Source organism: Gramella sp. AN32 (genome assembly GCF_023718305.1).
Lineage (GTDB): Bacteria > Bacteroidota > Bacteroidia > Flavobacteriales > Flavobacteriaceae > Christiangramia > Christiangramia antarctica.
Genome location: NZ_QEYO01000006.1, coordinates 1 through 20,427, shown reverse-complemented (window position 1 = coordinate 20,427; position 20,427 = coordinate 1). Strand labels below are relative to the sequence as shown.

The window sequence follows — 20,427 nt, the reverse complement described above, 5'->3', positions numbered from 1 at the left end:
ATCAATGAGTCACAAACTAATTTGTGACTCATATTTTTTAAAATAAAAGTTATAAATACAAAAATGACAGACTCATCAATTATATCCAAAATATGGAACCTTGCCAATGTACTACGTGATGATGGTGTAGGTTACGGAGATTATTTAGAACAAATTACCTATTTGCTATTCTTAAAAATGGCAGATGAACTTAATAAACCTCCTTATAATAAAGGTTTAAAATTTCCTAAATTAAAAGATGTAGAAGGCAAGGAAATCTCCGATGGAGAAGTTGCTAATTGGGAAACCCTTTCTAGCAAGCGTGGTGCAGAATTAGAATCCTTTTACAGTCAGTTATTGCGCACACTTTCCACAGAAAAAGGGACGTTAGGACAGATTTTTACCAAGAGCCAAAATAAAATACAAGACCCTGCTAAATTGCTTAAGGTTATAAATTTAATTGACAAAGAAGAGTGGAGTATGATGGGTGCAGACATCAAAGGAAAAATCTACGAAGGTTTACTTGAAAAAAATGCAGAAGATACCAAAAGTGGCGCAGGACAATATTTTACTCCGAGAGCATTAATAAAAACAATGGTGGCTTGTGTACAGCCAAAACCGATGAAAACTATTGTGGACCCAGCTTGTGGAACTGGCGGCTTCTTTTTAGCAGCGTATGATTGGATTGTAGATAACAACAATTTAGACCGAGAAGAAAAGGAATTTCTTAAAAATAAAACATTTCACGGGAATGAGATTGTTGCCAATACCCGTAGGATGTGTTTAATGAATATGTATTTGCACAATATTGGCGAAATAGATGGGGAATCATTTATCAATCCGAATGATGCTTTAATTGCTGATGATGGCGAACGCTATGATTATGTGCTGGCTAATCCTCCTTTTGGAAAGAAAAGTAGTATGACGTTTACCAATGAACAAGGTGAAATTGTAAAAGAGGATTTAAGCTATAATAGACAAGATTTCTGGGAAACTACCTCTAACAAGCAATTAAACTTCTTGCAACATATAAAAACTCAGCTAAAAATTAATGGGGAGGCAGCAGTTGTACTTCCAGATAATATTTTGTTTGAAGGTGGTGCAGGTGAAGAAGTAAGAAAACAGTTAATGAAAACTGCGGAACTGCATACGATTTTAAGATTGCCCACAGGTATATTTTATGCACAAGGAGTTAAGGCAAACGTATTGTTTTTCAACAATAAACCTGCGAGCAAAGAAGCATGGACAAAAGATATTTGGTTTTATGATTACAGAACAAATGTGCATCACACGCCCAAGAAGAATCCAATGCGTCAAGAACATCTTTCAGAATTTATTGAACTTTACAATGGCAGGAATATTAGCAAGCGAAAAGAAACGTGGAGCGCTTCGACAAGCTCAGGACAGGCTGCAAACGAAGAAGGAAGATGGAGAAAATTTACTTATGACGAAATAATAGCGAGAGACAAAACGAGTTTGGATATTTTTTGGCTGAAAGACAAAAGTTTGACTGACTTGGATAATTTACCAGATCCGGACATTTTAGCATTAGAAATTATTGAAAATATTGAGTCAGGACTTAATAGTTTTAGAGAAATAATGGAAACTATGAACGGAGAGTCGGAATAAGTCAACGCACGCGCCATCCACACCTGCGTGGTACACCAGGCAGGTTTACAATTCGCACGAGCCAACGCTTCGCCAATAGTTGAAAAAGGAAAAATACATGTAGATTCCAGGTTTCATGAACCAACTTCAGTAAAGGTTTTTACACCAGAAGATGAAGAAAATTTTGAATTTGAGATCCCTTCCAATGCTTACTATTTTGAAGTAAAACATGTCACGGAAATGCTTCGGCAGGGTAAAAAAGAAAGTCCTCTTATGAGCTTTGAAAAATCCCTGAATTTAATTCGGCTTATCGACAAAGTGAAGAAGAAAATTGGCTTAAGCTATTCGTAAAGAAAAGCCGCACGAGGCGGCTTCTTAAGTAGTTATTAAAATTCTATTGGCCTTCCCACTCTGCAATAGACTCTTTATTCATTTTTACATAATCGGCATTTTTAGCTTTTTCCGCGGAAGCCATCGATTTCTTTGCTGTTGCAATAGCCGCATCTTTTTTACCCATTTCAGCTTCGATCAAAGACTTTCTTCTTAAAATCCAGAAAGCATCATCACCGGCCATTTCAGCAGCTTTGCTCACCCATTCATAAGCTTTGTTCATATCCTGTTTGGAATCGTGATAATAACTTGCTGCCGCAAAATAGTCATTGGCAGATGGTCCATTCATGACTCTTTCGATACTTGCCAGTGTTTTCTCATTGGTGGGAACCGTGAATGGAAGCATGGCAATGGTATTTTCCCAAAGAAAATTCAGCTGCCCACCGTCGTTCTTTAATTCGTCGATCACAATGGTAAAAGTTTCCATAGCCATGGGCATTTCCATAGTTTTGGCAGTGGTTTTTAAAGCAACTTTGCTTTCATCCCATTCCTGCGGATTCCCCCAATTGTTGGTATCACTATAAAACATTATCTCCCATGAGCCTTCTTTCGGAATTGTATAAATGGCATAAGTTCCTTTTTTCAAATCTTTTCCATCAATCTTAACATCATCGCTAAAACTGATTTTGGTATTCTCATTGGCCCCTGTTCTCCATATTTTACCATAAGGCACCAGGTCTCCAAAGATTGTTCTCCCCCGCATTCCCGGTCTGGAATATTCCACACTTACATCGGTAAGGCCAACTTTTTGTTCAATTTTACCAAACGGACTTGGTTGTGGTGCTTCAATTTGTGCATTAAGCTGCAAACCGAAGAATACCACTATTAAAAATGCTACTTGTTTCATGAATTTTAGTTTTTTGTTTTCCCAAAGATAAGCAGAACAATCTTCTTTTTCATTGATTGACTAAGAGTTACCTCATTGATCTAAATAATTTCCTGACGGCTCTGCCTCGGGGTTTCCACCTTACCTCTCCTTGGGAGAGGTCGGAACTGATTTTTCGCAGTTCTGGTGAGGTAAACACCTGCAATTGATTGTCTTAAACCTTTGATGGTGATTTAATCTTTTGAATTTTGTTTAACTGTTTATATTTTTTATTAAACAAAACTAACCTTATCTTTACTGAAAATCAAACCGATGAAGCTTTATCAGCTTAAAAGCATTCAAAAATTGCCCATTTCTAAAGAGAAAGCCTGGAATTTTTTATCAGATCCTAAAAATCTGAAAGTTATTACTCCAGATTATATGGGTTTTGAAATTGTTTCGGGAGCAGAAAGACCCATGTTTCCGGGACAAATGATCCAATATGTGGTAAGGCCGGTCGTGGGCATAAAAACTAAATGGGTCACTGAAATTACGCATGTTCAGGAAGGGGAATATTTTGTAGATGAACAGCGGTTTGGGCCTTATGCCTTATGGCATCATAAACATTTCATCAAGGCTATTCCCGGCGGTGTGGAAATGGAAGATGTGATAGATTATAAATTACCCTTCGGAATATTGGGAAGAATCGCCCATCCTTTAATCGTTAAAAATAAACTCCGGGAAATTTTTGAGTATCGAAAGAACAAATTGATTGAACTTTTTGGAGAATATGAAGAAGATAAGTCTCCTGAAGCAATTTTAAAACAGGATATTTTAAATTAAAATTATGAAAAAGAACATCTTACTTATTGGAGGATCTTCAGGAATTGGGCGAAAAATAGCCGAGAATTTAAAAAAGGAGCATGAAATACTGGTTGCCTCAAGAAATGGAAACGACCTTCCAAATGTTATAAATCACTTTGAATTCGACGTGATGAAAGATGATATTGGCACTTTAGATCTTCCTGAGAAAATTGATGCGTTTATCTATTGTCCCGGAAGTATCGATTTAAAACCTTTTAAAATGCTAAAACCTGAAAATTTTGAAAAGGAAATGCATCTCAATTTTTTTGGGTTGGTAAAATCGGTTCATGGCATTTTAGATAAATTGAAAGCCACAGATCAGGCGAGTTTGATATTTTTCAGTACAGTCGCGGTTAAGATGGGTATGCCCTTTCATACAAGTGTCGCTGCAGCAAAAGGTGCCGTGGAAGGTTTTGCTAAGTCACTTGCCGCTGAATATGCTCCGAATTTTCGGGTAAATGTAATTGCCCCTTCCCTAACCCAAACTCCGCTAGCGGCGAAACTCTTAAATTCGGAAGAGAAAAAGAAGAAAATGGAAAACCGTCATCCGCTAAAACGAGTGGGAACTTCAGAAGATATTGCCAAGCTTGCTGAATTTTTAATTAGTGATGAAAGCAGCTGGATGACCGGTCAGGTAATTGGTTTGGACGGCGGACTTTCCACTCTTAACGTAAATTAATGAAGGATACAATTACTATTTTTTGGTTCCGAAGAGATTTAAGGTTAGATGATAATGCCGGTTTTAAAGCTGCCTTACAAGGTGAACAACTAGTAATGCCTATTTTTATATTCGATCCTGAAATCCTGGAAAAACTTCCGAAAGACGATGCACGGGTAACTTTTATATATGAAGAATTGCAGAAAATGCGGGAAAAACTTCAGAAAGAGCATGGAAGTTCTATCGCTATGCATTTTGATAAGCCCGAAAAAGTCTTCAACAAACTAATCAGAGATTACGACATCAAAAAAGTTTTTACCAATCGCGACTATGAGCCGTATGCCAAAGAAAGGGATGGCGCGATAAAAGAATTGCTTGAAAAGGAAAATATTGAATTTAAAGATTTTAAAGATCAGGTTATTTTCGAAAAGGATGAAGTGGTAAAACAGGATGGCGATCCCTATCTCGTTTATACACCTTATAAAAACGTTTGGATGGAGAAATTCAAAAATACCGATCTGGAATTCCACTATACAAAACGATATTTGGACAATTTGATCCAAAATTCAAGATTGCCAAATTTGACGCTTAGCGATATTGGTTTTAAAAAATCTGCTTTAAAAGTTCCAAATTATACACTTACACCTGGCCTGATAAAGGATTATAAAGACACCCGAAATTTTCCCGGCCAGGAAGGTACTTCAAGAATTGGTGCACATCTAAGATTCGGAACGGTAAGCATTCGGCAAATTGTTCGCGAAGCTGATAAATACTCCAAAAAAACCTATTTGGAAGAGCTTATCTGGCGGGAGTTTTTTATGCAGATTTTATATCATTATCCTGAAACAGTTACCAATGCTTTTAAAAAGAAATACGATCGGATTAATTGGCGAAATGATTCAAGAGATTTTGAAAAATGGAAGCAGGGCAAAACCGGTTATCCCCTGGTGGATGCAGGTATGCGACAATTAAATGCATCTGGTTTTATGCATAACCGGGTGAGGATGTTGGTGGGAAGTTTTTTAACCAAGCATCTGTTAATAGACTGGCGGTGGGGAGAAGCTTATTTTGCTGAAAAACTTTTAGATTATGAAATGTCTTCTAATATAGGGAACTGGCAATGGGTTGCCGGAAGCGGAGTTGATGCCGCGCCTTATTTCAGAATATTTAATCCCACTACCCAAATTGAAAAATTTGATAAGGACCACGAATATATAAAGCAATGGGTTGAGGAATTTGGAACCGATGCTTACCCGGAAAAAATGGTCGATCATAAAGAAGCCAGGGAAAGGGCGTTAAAGGTGTTTAAGGAAGCAGTAAGTGGTTGATAGTTATGAGTTTGGAGTTTTTTAGAATAAAGAATAGTTCAATTCAACATTTCGCATTCAGAATTCAAAATTTTTGTAAACCAGAATGGATATCACATAACAGACAGCAGAAAAACCACAACTAACTAAGCATTTTCCTCGCTTTTTCAAGATCTTCAGGAGTATCAATTCCAATGGAATGTATATTTGTCTCTACCATTTTAATCTTCTTCCCGTATTCCAAATACCGAATACATTCTATTTTTTCCGCAGCTTCCAAGGGCAACATAGGCAAAGTATAAAAGTCCATTAAAGCCGCCTTTCTAAATGCATATATTCCAATATGCTTATAATAGGTTACAGATGCTTCAGTATCTCTGGGATAAGGCACCGGGAATCTTGAAAAGTAAAGTGCAAAACCATCTTTGCCTGTAATCACTTTCACATTATTGGGATTGGTGATCTCATCACTATCGCTCAAAGCAGTTTTTAAACTTGCCAGATCAATTTCTTTATTTGGATCGGTTTTAAAAACCTCGATCAATTTAGTTAAGCTTTCCTTGTCGATAAACGGTTCGTCCCCCTGAACATTCACCACGATATCCACCTCCATCTTCTCAACCGCTTCGGCAATACGATCACTTCCGCATTCATGTTCTTTAATACTCCGAACAACTTTTCCCCCAAAATTAATTACTTCATCAAAAATAGCATCGCTATCTGTCACCACATATACCTCCTGAAATAATCCCGTACTTACCGCAGCCTCACAGGTTCTTCGTATCACGGTTTTTCCATTTAAATCCTTCAGCAGTTTTCCCGGAAATCGAGACGCTTCATAACGCGCGGGAATCATCGCAATTATCTTATTCTTCATATTTTTTAATTGGAAGTTTTCAGCAGTTAGTTTTCGACAAAAAATTCATCGCCGAAACCAATCAAATATAATTTATTTTTTGCCCGGGTCACCGCGGTATACAACCAGCGCAAATATTCTTTTTCAACTCCATTGGGTAAATAAGGCTGTTCTATAAATACTGTATCCCACTGCCCTCCCTGGGATTTATGGCAGGTAATGGCATAAGAAAATTTAATTTGTAAGGCGTTGAAGTATTTATTGTTTTTGATCTTTAGAAATTGCTTGTATTTAGACTTTTCTTCTGCATAATCTTTCTTCACCTCTTCATATAAGGAATTTGATTGTTCATAGGTAAGGGATGGGGTATTGCTTTCTAAAGTGTCTAACAGAATTACTGTTTCAAAAGGCCGCATTTTGGGATAATCTACCATTTGAACCTGTACTTCAGCAAAACGGAATCCGTAGAGGTCCTTAAAACCGAAGATCTCCAGAATTTTTAAAATATCGCCATTGGCGATAAATCCGGCTTCTGAAGTTGGTTTGATCCAAAAATAATTATTCTTCACGACCATCAAATAATCCCCGGCAGATATTTCATCTTCCTGAAAAAGAATTCTGGACCTAATTTGTTTATTGTACATGTTTGCTCTCTTGTTAGAACGAACAATGATGCTGGATTCCTCATATCCCAAACTTGTATAGGAATCCTGAATGGCATCCATAATTTCATAACCGTCCTTTAGCCTGATTACATCACCAATTTCAGAAAGTTCAAACTTGAAGCTTTCATAGGTCGAGTCGTGTATGTTTTCGCGAATTAAAGTGGCATTGTGCAGGATATCGCTGGTTTCACTTTGCCTAACCACTTCATCCAGTTCAATAAAAGAAACCTCTTTATTATAGTTTTGCTGAAGCTTTTGTTCCTCGAGTGCGGGGCTTAAATCCATTTTTACCGGCGGTAACTGGGCAGTATCACCAATAAGGATCAACTGGCAATTATTACCATTATAAACATATTCAATGAGATCGTCCAGCAAAGATCCATTCTCAAAAAGTTTCGAATTTCCACCATCATCAGAGATCATTGAGGCTTCATCTACAATGAATAAAGAATTTTTATGCTTATTTGGCTGAAGGGTAAATTGAACCCCACCACCCGATGTTTTCTTCGGAAAATAGATCTTTTTATGGATAGTAAAAGCCTCCTTTTGAGAGTAATTGGCGATTACTTTTGCCGCCCTGCCCGTTGGGGCAAGTAAAATTCCTGTTTTTCTAATTTTCCAGATATTTTTTACTAAAGTGCTGATTATGGTTGTCTTACCAGTCCCGGCAAAACCTTTCAGCACAAATAATTTATCCTTTCCACCGGTTACCGCGAAATCTGCCAACATTTTTAAAGCGATATCCTGATTGGTAGTTGGAGGAAATCCCAGATCTTCTATCAGAATTTTAAAAAAAGAATCGGGAGTAGGTTTTTGCATAGAAAGGGCATAAAAACTCAAAGATAACAATGGATTTTTATGACAGAAACTTTTACGAATAAAAAAAAGTTGTAGATTTGTTATTATAGCTTAAACCTTCAACAAAATAAAATTTAGTACACATGAGATTTGTAATTCAGATATTTCTTTGGATTGTTATTATTGGACTGGCCTATCTTACATTTAATGCGGTATACGAACCCATTCAATTTAATAAGGTTAAAGAAATAAGGTATACGAAAGTTATAAAGAACCTTAAAGATATTAGAGCTGCGGAAATCGCGCATCAAGAAGTAACCGGTGAATTCCAGGGAGATTTTGATAAATTAATTAAGTTCTTAGATACAGCACAGTTTGCAATTACTCAGCGTAGGGATACTGTGGTGATGGATGAAGAGTATAGAAAGACTTACGGTGTAGACAAGAATATTGAAAAAGTTGTTATTGATACGCTGGGGTTCGCATCAGTTAAAGATTCACTTTTTGGCGGGGACCGTGAACGTTATGAAAATATGAGGTTTATCCCTATTAAGGGTGTGGATAAAGAATTTGATCTTGATGCAGGTTTCATCAAAAAAGGAGAGAATAAAATTCCTGTTTTCGAAGCAAAAGTTGCCAAGTCTGTGGTTCTATTTGATCAGGACAAAACAATGGTCCTGCAGGAAAATGAAATACAATCGGTAGATGATGTGAATGGTCGTTATATTAGTGTTGGCTCCATGACCGAAGTGACTACCAGTGGTAATGGATTTGATAAGTATGGTGGGGAGAAAAACAACCAGTAACAAAAATCTTTATAAAAATAAATTGTCCATTCAGGTAAGCTTGAATGGACTTTCTTTTTGTATCCTAAATGAGGAAACTAAAGAAATTATTTATTATAAAAAGATCCCTTTTGAAAAACAGCTGGACCCAATAAAGGTGCTGGCACAAATTGAACTGGCTTACGAGAACGATCATAATTTGAATGTTAAGGTGGATGAAGTAAAGGTTTTCTTTACGAATTCGCTATTTACTTTAGTTCCATCTACATTATTTGAAGAACAAAACGCTTCCGGATATTTAAAATTCAATACAAAGATTTTAAAGACAGATTTTATTGCTTTTGATCGGCTGGATCCTGAAATCGTTAATGTTTATATCCCCTATGCCAATATCACAAATTACTTTTTTGATAAATATGGTGAATATGAATACCAGCATAGCCTTAGTATTTTGATAAATTCCCTGATTGCACATAATCAAAAGGATGGCCGGGAAAATGTATATCTTCATACTTACGGCAAAAATTATGATTTGGTAATTCTAGATAATGATAAGCTCCTTTTTGCCAATACCTTCGAATTCGAAACCAGGGAAGATTTTTTATATTATCTCCTCTTTACTGCAGAGCAGTTGAAAATGGATTCTAAAAACTTCAATCTTATTCTGCTAGGGGATATTAAAAAGGATTCGGAAGAATATAGGATTACATGGGATTATGTGAAAAATGTCTCATTTTTGGGAGCATTTCATCCTTATACATTTATTTCGGAAGAAAAACCTGAAGAAGAGCGGGCAGAATATTTATTATTAAAATCCTTTGAATGCGCATAATTTCAGGAAGTCATAAAGGAAGAAGAATTACCGCTCCTTCAAAATTACCGGTTCGCCCAACAACAGATATGTCTAAGGAGGCGCTCTTTAATATTTTGAACAACCAGTATAACTTTCGGGAGTTAAAAATCGTGGATCTTTTTAGTGGTACCGGAAATATTTCTTACGAATTTGCTGCGCGCGGTAGCCAGAACATTATCGCTATAGATGCCAATCCTGACTGCATAAAATTCATAAAAAAAACTACTGAGGAACTCAATTTCCCTATAACTGCCATTAAAAGTGATGTTTATAAATATCTGGAAAAAGTTCCGGTAAAAGCCGATATTATTTTTGCAGATCCGCCTTATAATTTTGAAACTGGGCAGTTTCTAAAAATAGCCGAACTTGTTTTTGAAAATAATATGCTGGAAGAGGGTGGGCAATTGATCATCGAACATTCTAAACATACCGATCTTTCGAATTCTAAAAATTTCTCAAATTCCCGAAAATATGGGGGCAGCACCTTTAGTTTCTTTGAATAATCCTTAACTTAGAGTATGGTAGACGCCCTAAAAATCCAAAAAATAGACTTTGCCACCATTGAGTTTTATCCAAATTTCGTAGTGGCTATTATCAATCCTGAAGAGAATCTTGATTTGCCTCAAGTTAGAATTCTTGAAGATATCGTTGAAGACTATTATAAGGGCAATGAATATATTTACCTCTCCTACCGCAAAAACGATTACAGCGTAAACCCTTTATTATACAGCAGCCTAATTGATATTAAATCTTTAAAAGCTATTGGGATTGTAAGTGAAAGTTTTAGCAGACTACAAATTGCCAATTTCGAAAAACAGTTCTGCCCTATTCCTTATGAGATTTTTAATTCTTTAGATGAAGCGAAAGCCTGGGCATCTGGTTATTTAAATGAGTAACGATGAGAATTCTCTTTCTCATTTTATATTTTCTGAACTTTTCTCAACGTATGGCGGCACAGGATTTTATACTAATCTGGAGTGAAGAATTTGATTATTCCGGAAAACCCAATCCTGAAAAATGGAATTTTGAAGAAGGTTTTATTCGGAATTTAGAAGAACAATATTATACCAGTCGAAGAAAAAACGCTCGGGTGAGAAACGGCCAACTTGAAATTATAGCCAGGAAAGAGTCTTTCCGAAATAAAAAATTTAAAGCAGATTCTTCAAATTATCGGCATACAGAAAAATTCTCCAAATACACTTCCGGAAGTATTGAAACCAAAGGAAATTTTGAATTTCAATATGGCCGAATAGATGTAAGAGCAAAACTTCCCTCCGGTAATGGAGTTTGGCCGGCAATTTGGATGCTCGGTGCCGATTTTGATAAACTCAGCTGGCCCGCAACCGGTGAGATCGACATTATGGAACATGTAGGGAAAGTTCCTAACGAAATACATGGGACGGTGCACTATCCTTCAGATCATAAAAATGGCTATAGCTCAGATGGAAATTCAATATATATAGAGGATCCTTCTGAAAATTTTCATGTGTATACCGTGATTTGGAATGAAGATGAAATTAAGTTCTTAATTAATGAGAACATCTATCACACTTTCAATTTAGATAAAGCAGGAAGTGAAAATAATCCTTTCAGAAAACCTTTTTTTCTTAAACTGAATCTCGCCCTTGGCGGAAACTGGGCTGGAATAATTGATCAAAATCTCCTTCCACAGAAATTTATAATCGATTACATCAGGGTTTATAAAAAAGCAGGCCTGTAAGCCGGATTCTGTACCCCGATACATATCAGGATCCTTATCATTTATCTGAAATTAACGTTACCGTTAATTTTTAGCTGCCTACCCTCCGGCATGAGGACGGGTCATCCTGCGAGGCCGGTTTACATGGCATTGCACCGCATAGAGTTTACCTGGTTTCACTACAGCATTACCTGTACATTCTTTCTGTTGCACTGGTCCTGATCCCGATAGCTATCGGGACCGGTGGGTGTTACCCACTACGCTGCCCTTTGGTGTCCGGACTTTCCTCTTCAATTAAATGAAGCGATAAGGCGGCCTGCTTATAGCAAAGATAAGTCTAATTATGTTTATTTCTTTCTCCTATTGTTCATAAATAACCCCCTAACCTCTGGCGTTTAGCGTTGTGATTTTTATATTTGTAGATCAATAGATTTTAATGGAGCATTTTGTAGTCTCGGCAAGAAAATACCGCCCACAAACTTTTAAAGATGTGGTGGGGCAACAAGCCATAACCAATACTCTTTCAAACGCCATAAATAATAACCACCTGGCACAGGCATTATTATTTACCGGTCCCAGAGGTGTTGGTAAAACTACCTGCGCCCGTATTTTGGCAAAAATGATCAATCAGGATGGGACACAAAGCCCCGATGAAGATTTTGCCTTTAATATCTTTGAACTGGATGCCGCTTCTAATAATGGGGTGGATCAAATTAGAGAACTTACAGATCAGGTTCGAATTCCCCCACAAACAGGACATTACAAGGTTTATATTATTGATGAAGTCCATATGCTTTCGGCAGCGGCTTTCAATGCCTTCTTAAAGACCTTGGAAGAACCACCTAAACATGCTATTTTCATCCTGGCTACTACGGAAAAACATAAAATTATTCCAACCATCCTTTCCCGTTGCCAGATCTTCGATTTTAAACGCATCACCGTTAGTGATGCGCGAAAATACTTAGCTTACATCGCGGAACAGGAAGGGGTTCAGGCTGAAGATGATGCATTGCACATTATTGCTCAAAAAGCTGATGGTGCCATGCGGGATGCCTTATCCATTTATGATCGCGTAGTAAGTTTTAGCGGAAATAATTTAACCCGCCAGGCAGTTACCGAAAACCTGAATGTTTTAGATTATGATACCTATATGCAGGTGACAGATCTTATACTTAAAAATGACATTCCGGAGTTATTGGTAAAATACAATTCCATTCTCTCCAGTGGTTTTGATGGTCATCATTTTATTGGTGGACTGGCCTCTCATTTTAGAGACCTTTTGGTTTGTAAAGATGAAAAAACGATTGAATTACTGGAGGTTGGCGATCAAACCAAAGCAAAATATTTTGAGCAATCGCAAAAAACTTCGCATCAATTCTTATTGCAGGCTATTGAAATGGCCAACTCATGCGATCAAAAATACAAAACCAGCCATAACCAGCGACTGCTTGTAGAATTATGCCTCATGCAATTAGCCTCTATAACGTATAGCGGCGAAAAAAAAAAGTCTGAATCTGGCATAATTCCCGCCTCCTATTTTATAGAAAAACCCGTAAAAATTTCTTCGGAAGAGAAACAGGTGATTCGTGATCAGGAATATGATGATTCCGAAGCCACGGAAAATAACCTTCCCAATTCTAAAAATGCTCCTGAAACCTGTGCTTCAGAAAAAGAAGAAAAATATTATTCCGAAGAAAGTCCGAAATCAACTGAATATAAAAAAGATTTAGATCCAGAGGCCAGCACTTCAATTTCAGAAGAAGAACCAAAGGCTCAAGAAGTACAGAAACCTATTTCGAGGATCGATACTGGAAAAGTGTCAGGTTTATCCCTAAAAAGTATTAGTAAGAAAAAGGAGCTTCAGGAAAAAATACAGGCGAACCTTCCCAAGGAAGAGGTGATGTACGAAAGTTTTTCCGAAGAGAACCTTATTGAAAACTGGATTGCTTACACCGAAAAACTTAAGGATAAAGGAGAGAAAATCCTGGCTTCTATTTTAGAATCGCAACAGCCCAAACTGGAAGATAAAAATATCGTGCTCACCTTTCCCAATGAGACAATGAAAATTGATCTTGAAAAAGAAGAACCCAGGTTGATGGGTTTTTTAAAACGAAAACTTAGGAATACACATATTGTGCTTCAAATAAATGTGGATGAGTCTACTTCCCGAAAATATGCGTTCACCGCTCAGGAAAAATATGAGAAGCTAAAAGAAGCGAACCCATTAATTGATAAACTAAGAGCAACTTTTGATTTAGACGTTTAATATGTTAGGATTAAAATTACCCACAGACCCACGCTGGGCAGATATCGCCAAAAAAAATATTGAAGATATTCTTGTTGATCATGCCTATTGCGAGCAAAAGGCGGCCTCCACCGCGATCTCCTTAATAGTTTCGTTTCCTGAATATTCAGAATTAGTCCTGGAAATGACTGCATTGGCGCGCGAAGAAATGGGCCATTTTAAAATGGTATATGATAAAATCCTGGAAAGGGGTTATACCATGGGCTGGGATAGAAAAGATGAATATGTCCTTGCGTTGCTGAAGTTTTTTCCCAAAGGTGGGAGCAGAACCGATCAATTAGTCCACAGGTTGTTGATTGCAGGTTTAATTGAAGCCAGAAGTTGTGAACGCTTCAGAATGCTTTCTGAAAAACTTGAAGATAAAGAGCTGGCCGAATTTTATAAAAAACTCATGATTAGTGAAGCGGGGCATTATACCATGTTTTTGAAATTTGCCAGACACTATGGCGATCTTGAAAAAGTAGATCAAAAATGGGGGCAATTATTAGATTTTGAGGCGGGGATTATTAAAAACCTTAGCAAAAATCAAAGTATTCACGGTTAGGCTTTATTCTTTGACCGGTTGTAAAGAGATTTAATAATACCATCTGCCAGACCTATTTTGGGAACAAAGATGCGATTTGCACGAGCCCATTTCATCGAATTTAAATAGATCTTGGAAGCAGGGATAATAACATCTGCCCGATCATTTTTTAAATCCAGTTCGGTGATCCTTTCTTCGTAGGTATATGAATTTAATTTTTCATCATAATCTTTCATATACTTTAATGTAAGCGGTTTTCCTTCCACTTTTCCACTTGTTTTAAATATATTATTGATATTTCCCCCGGAACCAATCAGGTCTATATCTTCATAATCTTTGGTCACTTCTTTTACCCATGTACGCATTTCATCCCAGGTTTTATGCTCCACAAGATCTTCCATCATTCTAACCGTTCCCACTTTAAATGATCGGGAAGTGATTGTTTTACCATTACTATATAAGGTATATTCCGTACTACCACCACCCACATCTACATATAAGTAATTACAATCATTCTGGATTAGCGCATGAAGATCTGTTGCCGCAATAATTGCCGCTTCGTGAGATCCATCAATAATTTCGATTTCAATTCCCGTTTTTTCCTGAATTATTTCAGCGATTTGATTTCCGTTTTTTGCCTCGCGCATTGCAGAAGTGGCATAGGCTTTATATTTTTCAACACCATGTGATTTCATGATTAGTTGAAAGGCCTGCATGGTATCGATCATTCGGGTCGTATTTTTTTCAGAAACCTTTTGTTTTAAAAACACATCGGCCCCCAGTCGAATGGGAACACGAACCAGGGAAGTTTTACGAAAATTGGTTTCCGTGCCTTCCTTTTCAGTGATGGTGCTAATCAATAATCTCACTGCGTTTGATCCTATATCTATGGCTGCGTAGGTTCTCTGTTTAATCATTTGGTGGCTTTATATTCAATTTTATTTAAGTAGTAATCATAAAGGGCAAATTGGGACCTTATTTTCGCTCCATTCGTTTCTCTATATTCATTGATCATTCCCGGCCCATGATATCTTGCTTTAACATTATCATTCCAGCTAATATCAAAAGTTTCAATTATTTCCTGTTTTATATCTTCATCATAAATAGGACAGGAAATTTCCACTCGCTGATCTAAGTTCCTGGTCATAAAATCTGCGGAAGAAATATAGACTTTCTTATTTCCCTCATTTTCAAAAATAAAGACACGTGGATGTTCCAGAAATTTATCTATAATACTAATAGCTTCAATATTTTCACTAATTCCGGGTGCTCCAGGCACTAAACAGCAAATTCCACGAACGATCAGTTTAATTTTCACCCCGGCTTTACTGGCGGTATATAATTTATCGATCACCCCATTATCTGAGAGGCTATTCAATTTTAACCGAATTCCGGAAGGTTTTCCACTCTTAGCATTATCGATTTCATTCTGGATTAATTTATAGATCGCATTCCTGGTGTAATGGGGGGAGACGATAAGGTGATTGTATTTATTTACCTTGTAATTAGTTTCAAAAAAATCAAATACCTTATTTATTTCTTTTAATATTTCAGCATCGGCAGTGAATAGTGTATAATCTGTATAAAGGCGGGAGGTATTTTCATTAAAATTTCCTGTACTTATAAAACCGTAACGTTTCAGTTTACCTTCTTCTTCCCGCTCAATAACACAGGTTTTGCAATGTACTTTTAAACCGGGAACGCCAAATATCAGCTTCACTCCTTCCTGTTGCATTTGTTCCGCATATCTTATATTGGCAACTTCATCAAACCTTGCCCTTAATTCAATTTGAACAGTAACTTTTTTACCGTTTTTAACTGCATTGATCAGGGAACTGGCAATATGGGAAATCTTTGCCAATCTATAAATAGTGATTTTGATGGATTTTACCTTGGGATCTAAAGCCGCCTCTCGCAAAAATTTCACAACATAGGCAAAACTTTGGTAAGGGGTATACAGCAAATAATCTTTCTCGGCAATTCCTTTTAATACACTGGTTTGCAAGATCAAGCCCTGAATTGGCAAAGGATCCCTAACTTCATAATGCAAATCTTCCCGACCTAAGCCTGGGAAATCCATATAATCCCTCCGGTTATGGTATCTCCCTCCCGGGATAATACTATCAGTAGACTCGATTCCCATTTTATTCATTAAATAGGAAAGCGTGTCCTGGTCTATATTTTTATCGTAGACAAATCGAACAGGATCGCCCTTAAGTCGGTCCTTAACAGAATCTGAAATTTTTTCAATAAAACTTTTACTCAGGTCACTATCCAGGTCGAGTTCAGCATCACGAGTAATCTTGATCATATGCGCACTTAAACTCTCGTAACTGAAAATATTAAAAATCGTATGAAGATTATACCGAATGAGATCATCGAGTAAGATGATGTATTGCTTTCCATTCTCTTCAGGAAGCACAACAAATCGTTCGATATTTTTCGGAATTTCAATTAAAACATAACGTTTTTCACGTACCGACCTGTTTAGAATTTTAGAAATTCCATGCTGATTCTCTTCTGTCCCGTCCTCATTCATCACCATTTTGACGGCAAGATAAGCCGCACTATCCTTAAGGGACGGCATTTCGGGAAGGTCATTTAGAATCATGGTCACCAGTGCCGGGCTTACTTTACTTAGAAAATAGTTTCTAATAAATTCCTGCTGATTTTCGGTAACCTGATCTTCTTTAATAATATATATGTCGTGATCCTTAAGTTTCGTCTGGATATCATCCAGGATTTTCAAACTTTCTGACTGATGTTCAATAACTATTTTGGTGATTTCAGCAAGTAATTTACTGGCTTTAATTCCGCCCAATACACTTTTACCGGCTTTTCCGGCTAAATCAATACGTTTAACTGTGGCGTAGCGTACCTTAAAAAATTCATCAAGATTATTTGAAAAGATCCCCAGAAAACGTAATCTTTCAATGAGTGGTACCGTTTCATCAGCTGCTTCCTGCAAAACGCGGGCATTAAAGGACAGCCAGCTTAATTCTCTGTTGATATAACGTTTTTCGAGCATTTAGGTTAGCGAAGATTTTTAGGCAATAAAGTTAAAATAGTTTTTCCTTTTTCAATTTCTTTCCAGGAATTTGTTTCAAATTCTATGAGGCACAACCCGGTTGTAGGAAGATTGTCCAAAGGTTTATCCCCTAAATGATTAACGAGAACCGTTAAGGCAGGATTATGCGCAAATATGGTTAGTTCCTCAATAGAATCTGGACAAGATTGAATTTCAGTGAGCAATTCATTTTGATTAAATGTATATAGATCTTCAATGATATTAAAATTGTCGTCTTTCACATCCAGCGTCTTCTTGAAAATCTTCGCTGTTTCATGTGCCCGTACTGCAGGGCTGGTCCAAAACATCCCTGTACCTGAATAAAAATGCTTGTAGGATTTTAGAACCGCTTTTGCATCTTTAATTGCCCTCTTTTTGAGAGGTCTTTTATTATCTGGTAAATTATTATCCCAGGATGATTTCCCGTGTCTAACTAAAATAAGTCTTTTCATATCAAGGTGCTAAGCGTTCTACAATCCAGTTTTTTTCTGCTTTTGAAAATCGTAATCTATCGTGCAGTCTGTTTTCCCTTCCCTGCCAGAATTCGAACGAAATTGGAGATACTACATAGCCGCCCCAATCATTTGGCATAGGAATTTCTTTATTTTTATATTCATTTTCATAATCCTGGAGTTTTGATTCCAGATATTCGCGGGAATCAATAACCGCACTTTGGTTAGAGACCAACGCCCCAAGCTGTGAGCCACGAGGTCTGGAATGAAAATACTTTTCAGATTCATCCCGACTAATCTTTTCGACCTTCCCTTTAATGATAATCTGTTTCTCGAGCACTGGCCAGAAAAATGAAATACAACACTGCGGATTCTCTTTTAGATCCTGTCCTTTTTGTGAAGTGTAATTAGAATAAAAAACAAATCCATTTTCATCAAAAGATTTTAGAAGGACCACGCGTGTTTTTGGAAGCAAATCATTACCAACTGTAGAAAGGCTCATTGCATTCACTTCCTCTATAGCATGATTTTCATCAGCAAGTTGAAACCAGGTCTTAAAAAGATCTAAAGGATTTTCTGGAATATTTTTTTTCGATAAAGTTCCTTTTTCGTAGGATTTTCTATACCCTGAAATATTATTCTTCATAATTGAAATTTCTATTCTACCAATTTACAAGGAATAAAATGAAGGAGGAATGACTGTAACAAAAAATTAGAAAACATATATATTTTAAAGCTCAACATAGATGTTTTCTTTCATCTTAACATTTTCAAAATAGGAATATAAAAGGTGCGGATTTATTTTACATTATTTGTAAGAATTAATTGAAAATTAGCCTTTTAGGGACTTTTGAGAAGCATACCAATTATATTTTTCCTACAAAATTCCTACAAAAATTCAATTTTCTATTAGGTAATCAAACTTAGTTCTGCTTTAATTTTATGCACTTTAACGAATATCTAACCCCTTATATCTAAAAATTTAAGGAATCCTTTTTTAGCTGTGATTTTGATATAATTTTACTATCTGAAAAACAATTAGAGTCACCCCCACGTACTTCTATTTGGTAATCCTCTAATAATTACCGACTGTTTTTTCCTCATTGAATACAATTTGAATCCCCCACAGGCAATATAAAATATTGCAGTTCACATTATTGAAATTTTAATTAAAGTCGTTTGTGCGACATACCAATAATTTATAATTCTAAACATTATTAATATGATTTGGAAAACTACTATTTCATTTATCGCTGCATTATTTTTCTCTTTGGGAATTTATGCCCAGTTCTCCTGTCCACAAGAAAATGGAGTTGTAACGAATGTTGAATTCCGAAATGATAAGGGAGAAGTTTTCACCGAAGGTTACGAACCTATAGACCCCGTAATCGAGGGGCAAATCTTTGCGACATTTGGCGGAAGCACTTCTAATTCTTATGCTTTAAACGTTAGGTATAACGTTTATGTAAATGATGTCCTCGTTATGCCTCAAGAAGTGTGTTTATTTTTAACTGAGAAAATACCACAAGGAGATGCGGTTTACATAGGTGATTTTGATTGGACCTGGGGAGATAAGCTCGAAATTCGCGATATTTTTATGCGTTGGAAAACTGGTCAACCTAAACTTGATAATACAGAATGTGCTTCCTTTGATACAAATAAAAATTCCCAATGTTATGCTAATCCGGGTGGATTTATAGTAAAAACCCCTCTTGTGCCTAATTTTTCTTATACACAGGAATGTAATTCTAAAAAGGTGATATTTACAGATCTAACAACTGGTGGCGACCCACCCGTTTCCGGATATACTTATGAATGGTTTTTTAAGAATGAAGCTGGTACAAATGTTTTATTTAGTAAAGATGATCAATATCCAACTTATGAATTTAGTCCCTCTGGTACTTATGAAGTGACTTTAGCTTCTTCAGACGGTATATTAACTAAAGAAATAACTAAAACAGTTGAGGTTTTTGAACCGGGCGATGCTTCTATATCCTATACAGATCCTCTATGTACAAATAGTGGTTCTGCAACAGTTAACAGAACAGGAGTTGCCGGCGGTGAATATTCATCTTCTTCTAGTAATTTAATTATAAATACTTCAACTGGAGAAATTGATTTAGCGAATACTACTGAGGGCACTTATACCATTACCTATGGATTTAATGCTAACGGTTGTGATTACTCTACCTCTACTTCAGTTACAATTTCTACACCTTCCGTTATTATTAGTAATGATAATGGACTAGATCTTACCTGTGAAAATGATTCTACAACACTTACCGCTTCCGGTGGTGTAAGCTACTTATGGTCTGATGGAACTTCTGTTATAGGAACTAACGCTTTACTTAAAGTTAGTACCGCGGGAACTTTTACTGTAACTGCAACTGCAGCGAACGGTTGTACTGGTACAGCTTTCGTAATCATTAAGCAGGATAACACTCCTGTAGTTGCGGACATTTCAGGGAACAAAGAATTAAACTGTGAGACCAAAAGTATCATTTTAGATGCCACCACTACCGGCAATGTTGATTACCTGTGGAACACCGGGGCCACTACTGCTGCTATTGAAGTAGCCACTGCCGGGGACTATTCCGTACTGATCACCAATAATGACAGTAAATGTTTCGATGAGGATATGGTAACGGTTTCTAAAAATACCGATGCCGTGAACGCAGCAATCTCCGGGAACAAAGAATTAAACTGTGAGACCAAAAGTATCATTTTAGATGCCACCACTACCGGCAATGTTGATTACCTGTGGAACACCGGGGCCACTACTGCTGCTATTGAAGTAGCCACTGCCGGGGACT

General features: G+C 36.8%; 19 protein-coding genes, 1 other RNA gene and 1 pseudogene. 13 read left to right on the top strand and 8 right to left on the bottom strand.

Annotation, left to right across the window (positions count from 1 at the left end; genetic code table 11):
- Positions 1 to 63: 63 nt before the first annotated feature.
- Positions 64 to 1,608 (top strand): class I SAM-dependent DNA methyltransferase, encoded by a 1,545-nt coding sequence (locus DHD80_RS08425; protein ID WP_251740725.1) that lies wholly within the window; start codon positions 64 to 66, stop codon positions 1,606 to 1,608.
- A 27-nt stretch (positions 1,609 to 1,635) separates the two neighbouring features.
- On the top strand, positions 1,636 to 1,938 hold the full coding sequence (locus DHD80_RS08420; RefSeq protein WP_251740724.1) for a hypothetical protein: 303 nt from the start codon (positions 1,636 to 1,638) through the stop codon (positions 1,936 to 1,938).
- A 43-nt stretch (positions 1,939 to 1,981) separates the two neighbouring features.
- Here the strand turns inward: DHD80_RS08420 and DHD80_RS08415 are convergent, their stop codons facing one another.
- A complete protein-coding gene (locus tag DHD80_RS08415; RefSeq protein ID WP_251740723.1) occupies positions 1,982 to 2,824 on the bottom strand; it encodes a DUF2911 domain-containing protein in 843 nt (280 codons plus the stop codon).
- Between the two features lie 291 nt (positions 2,825 to 3,115).
- Here DHD80_RS08415 and DHD80_RS08410 point away from each other — a divergent pair, with 291 nt between their 5' ends.
- The 3 genes from DHD80_RS08410 to DHD80_RS08400 are packed head-to-tail and all read left to right on the top strand — an operon-like array spanning position 3,116 to position 5,632.
- A complete protein-coding gene (locus tag DHD80_RS08410) occupies positions 3,116 to 3,625 on the top strand; it encodes an SRPBCC family protein (RefSeq protein WP_251740722.1) in 510 nt (169 codons plus the stop codon).
- A 4-nt stretch (positions 3,626 to 3,629) separates the two neighbouring features.
- Positions 3,630 to 4,325 carry an SDR family oxidoreductase gene (locus DHD80_RS08405; RefSeq protein WP_251740721.1) on the top strand — a complete coding sequence of 232 codons (696 nt, stop codon included), beginning with the start codon at positions 3,630 to 3,632 and terminating at the stop codon, positions 4,323 to 4,325.
- Positions 4,325 to 5,632, top strand: a complete 1,308-nt coding sequence (locus DHD80_RS08400) for a deoxyribodipyrimidine photo-lyase (RefSeq protein WP_251740720.1) — start codon at positions 4,325 to 4,327, stop codon at positions 5,630 to 5,632. The genes DHD80_RS08405 and DHD80_RS08400 overlap by 1 nt, the downstream gene beginning before the upstream one ends.
- Before the next feature lie 121 nt (positions 5,633 to 5,753).
- Here the strand turns inward: DHD80_RS08400 and kdsB are convergent, their stop codons facing one another.
- Positions 5,754 to 6,488: a 3-deoxy-manno-octulosonate cytidylyltransferase gene (kdsB, locus tag DHD80_RS08395; protein WP_251740719.1), complete on the bottom strand. Its 735-nt coding sequence runs from the start codon at positions 6,486 to 6,488 to the stop codon at positions 5,754 to 5,756.
- Between the two features lie 26 nt (positions 6,489 to 6,514).
- Complete coding sequence (locus tag DHD80_RS08390) at positions 6,515 to 7,951, bottom strand: AAA family ATPase (protein WP_251740904.1); 1,437 nt, start codon at positions 7,949 to 7,951, stop codon at positions 6,515 to 6,517.
- 122 nt (positions 7,952 to 8,073) lie between these two features.
- On the opposite strand from DHD80_RS08390, the gene DHD80_RS08385 reads away from it, so the two are divergent.
- From DHD80_RS08385 to DHD80_RS08365, 5 genes and pseudogenes are all read left to right on the top strand, one after another.
- Positions 8,074 to 8,736: a hypothetical protein gene (locus DHD80_RS08385; protein WP_251740718.1), complete on the top strand. Its 663-nt coding sequence runs from the start codon at positions 8,074 to 8,076 to the stop codon at positions 8,734 to 8,736.
- A complete protein-coding gene (locus DHD80_RS08380; protein ID WP_251740717.1) occupies positions 8,696 to 9,547 on the top strand; it encodes a DUF3822 family protein in 852 nt (283 codons plus the stop codon). Before DHD80_RS08385 ends, DHD80_RS08380 begins: the two co-directional genes overlap by 41 nt.
- Positions 9,538 to 10,071, top strand: a complete 534-nt coding sequence (locus DHD80_RS08375; protein ID WP_251740716.1) for an RsmD family RNA methyltransferase — start codon at positions 9,538 to 9,540, stop codon at positions 10,069 to 10,071. The genes DHD80_RS08380 and DHD80_RS08375 overlap by 10 nt, the downstream gene beginning before the upstream one ends.
- Positions 10,072 to 10,086: 15 nt before the next feature.
- Positions 10,087 to 10,464: a hypothetical protein gene (locus DHD80_RS08370; RefSeq protein WP_251740715.1), complete on the top strand. Its 378-nt coding sequence runs from the start codon at positions 10,087 to 10,089 to the stop codon at positions 10,462 to 10,464.
- A 2-nt stretch (positions 10,465 to 10,466) separates the two neighbouring features.
- Positions 10,467 to 11,246 (top strand): annotated as a pseudogene (locus tag DHD80_RS08365) (glycoside hydrolase family 16 protein); the annotation flags it as partial.
- A gap of 23 nt (positions 11,247 to 11,269) precedes the next feature.
- On the opposite strand, the gene rnpB reads toward DHD80_RS08365, so the two are convergent.
- Positions 11,270 to 11,590: RNase P RNA component class A (rnpB, locus tag DHD80_RS08360), an RNA gene on the bottom strand.
- A 113-nt stretch (positions 11,591 to 11,703) separates the two neighbouring features.
- Between rnpB and DHD80_RS08355 the strand changes: the two genes are divergently transcribed.
- Positions 11,704 to 13,533 (top strand): DNA polymerase III subunit gamma/tau, encoded by a 1,830-nt coding sequence (locus DHD80_RS08355; protein ID WP_251740714.1) that lies wholly within the window; start codon positions 11,704 to 11,706, stop codon positions 13,531 to 13,533.
- A 1-nt stretch (position 13,534) separates the two neighbouring features.
- Positions 13,535 to 14,116: a tRNA-(ms[2]io[6]A)-hydroxylase gene (locus DHD80_RS08350; RefSeq protein WP_251740713.1), complete on the top strand. Its 582-nt coding sequence runs from the start codon at positions 13,535 to 13,537 to the stop codon at positions 14,114 to 14,116.
- Here DHD80_RS08350 and DHD80_RS08345 read toward each other — a convergent pair.
- Genes DHD80_RS08345 through pdxH form a run of 4 tightly spaced genes read right to left on the bottom strand, consistent with a single transcriptional unit; the run spans position 14,113 to position 18,260 of the window.
- Positions 14,113 to 15,012, bottom strand: coding sequence for a rod shape-determining protein (locus DHD80_RS08345; protein WP_251740712.1), 900 nt, complete (start codon positions 15,010 to 15,012; stop codon positions 14,113 to 14,115). The genes DHD80_RS08350 and DHD80_RS08345 overlap by 4 nt on opposite strands.
- On the bottom strand, positions 15,009 to 17,123 hold the full coding sequence (gene ppk1, locus DHD80_RS08340) for a polyphosphate kinase 1 (protein WP_251740711.1): 2,115 nt from the start codon (positions 17,121 to 17,123) through the stop codon (positions 15,009 to 15,011). The genes DHD80_RS08345 and ppk1 overlap by 4 nt, the downstream gene beginning before the upstream one ends.
- A gap of 5 nt (positions 17,124 to 17,128) precedes the next feature.
- Positions 17,129 to 17,614 carry a histidine phosphatase family protein gene (locus tag DHD80_RS08335; protein WP_251740710.1) on the bottom strand — a complete coding sequence of 162 codons (486 nt, stop codon included), beginning with the start codon at positions 17,612 to 17,614 and terminating at the stop codon, positions 17,129 to 17,131.
- Position 17,615: 1 nt separating this feature from the next.
- Positions 17,616 to 18,260, bottom strand: coding sequence for a pyridoxamine 5'-phosphate oxidase (gene pdxH, locus DHD80_RS08330; protein ID WP_251740709.1), 645 nt, complete (start codon positions 18,258 to 18,260; stop codon positions 17,616 to 17,618).
- A 576-nt stretch (positions 18,261 to 18,836) separates the two neighbouring features.
- Here pdxH and DHD80_RS08325 point away from each other — a divergent pair.
- Positions 18,837 to 20,427, top strand: a 1,591-nt coding sequence (locus DHD80_RS08325; protein ID WP_251740708.1) for a hypothetical protein, incomplete at its 3' end; no start/stop codon positions are given.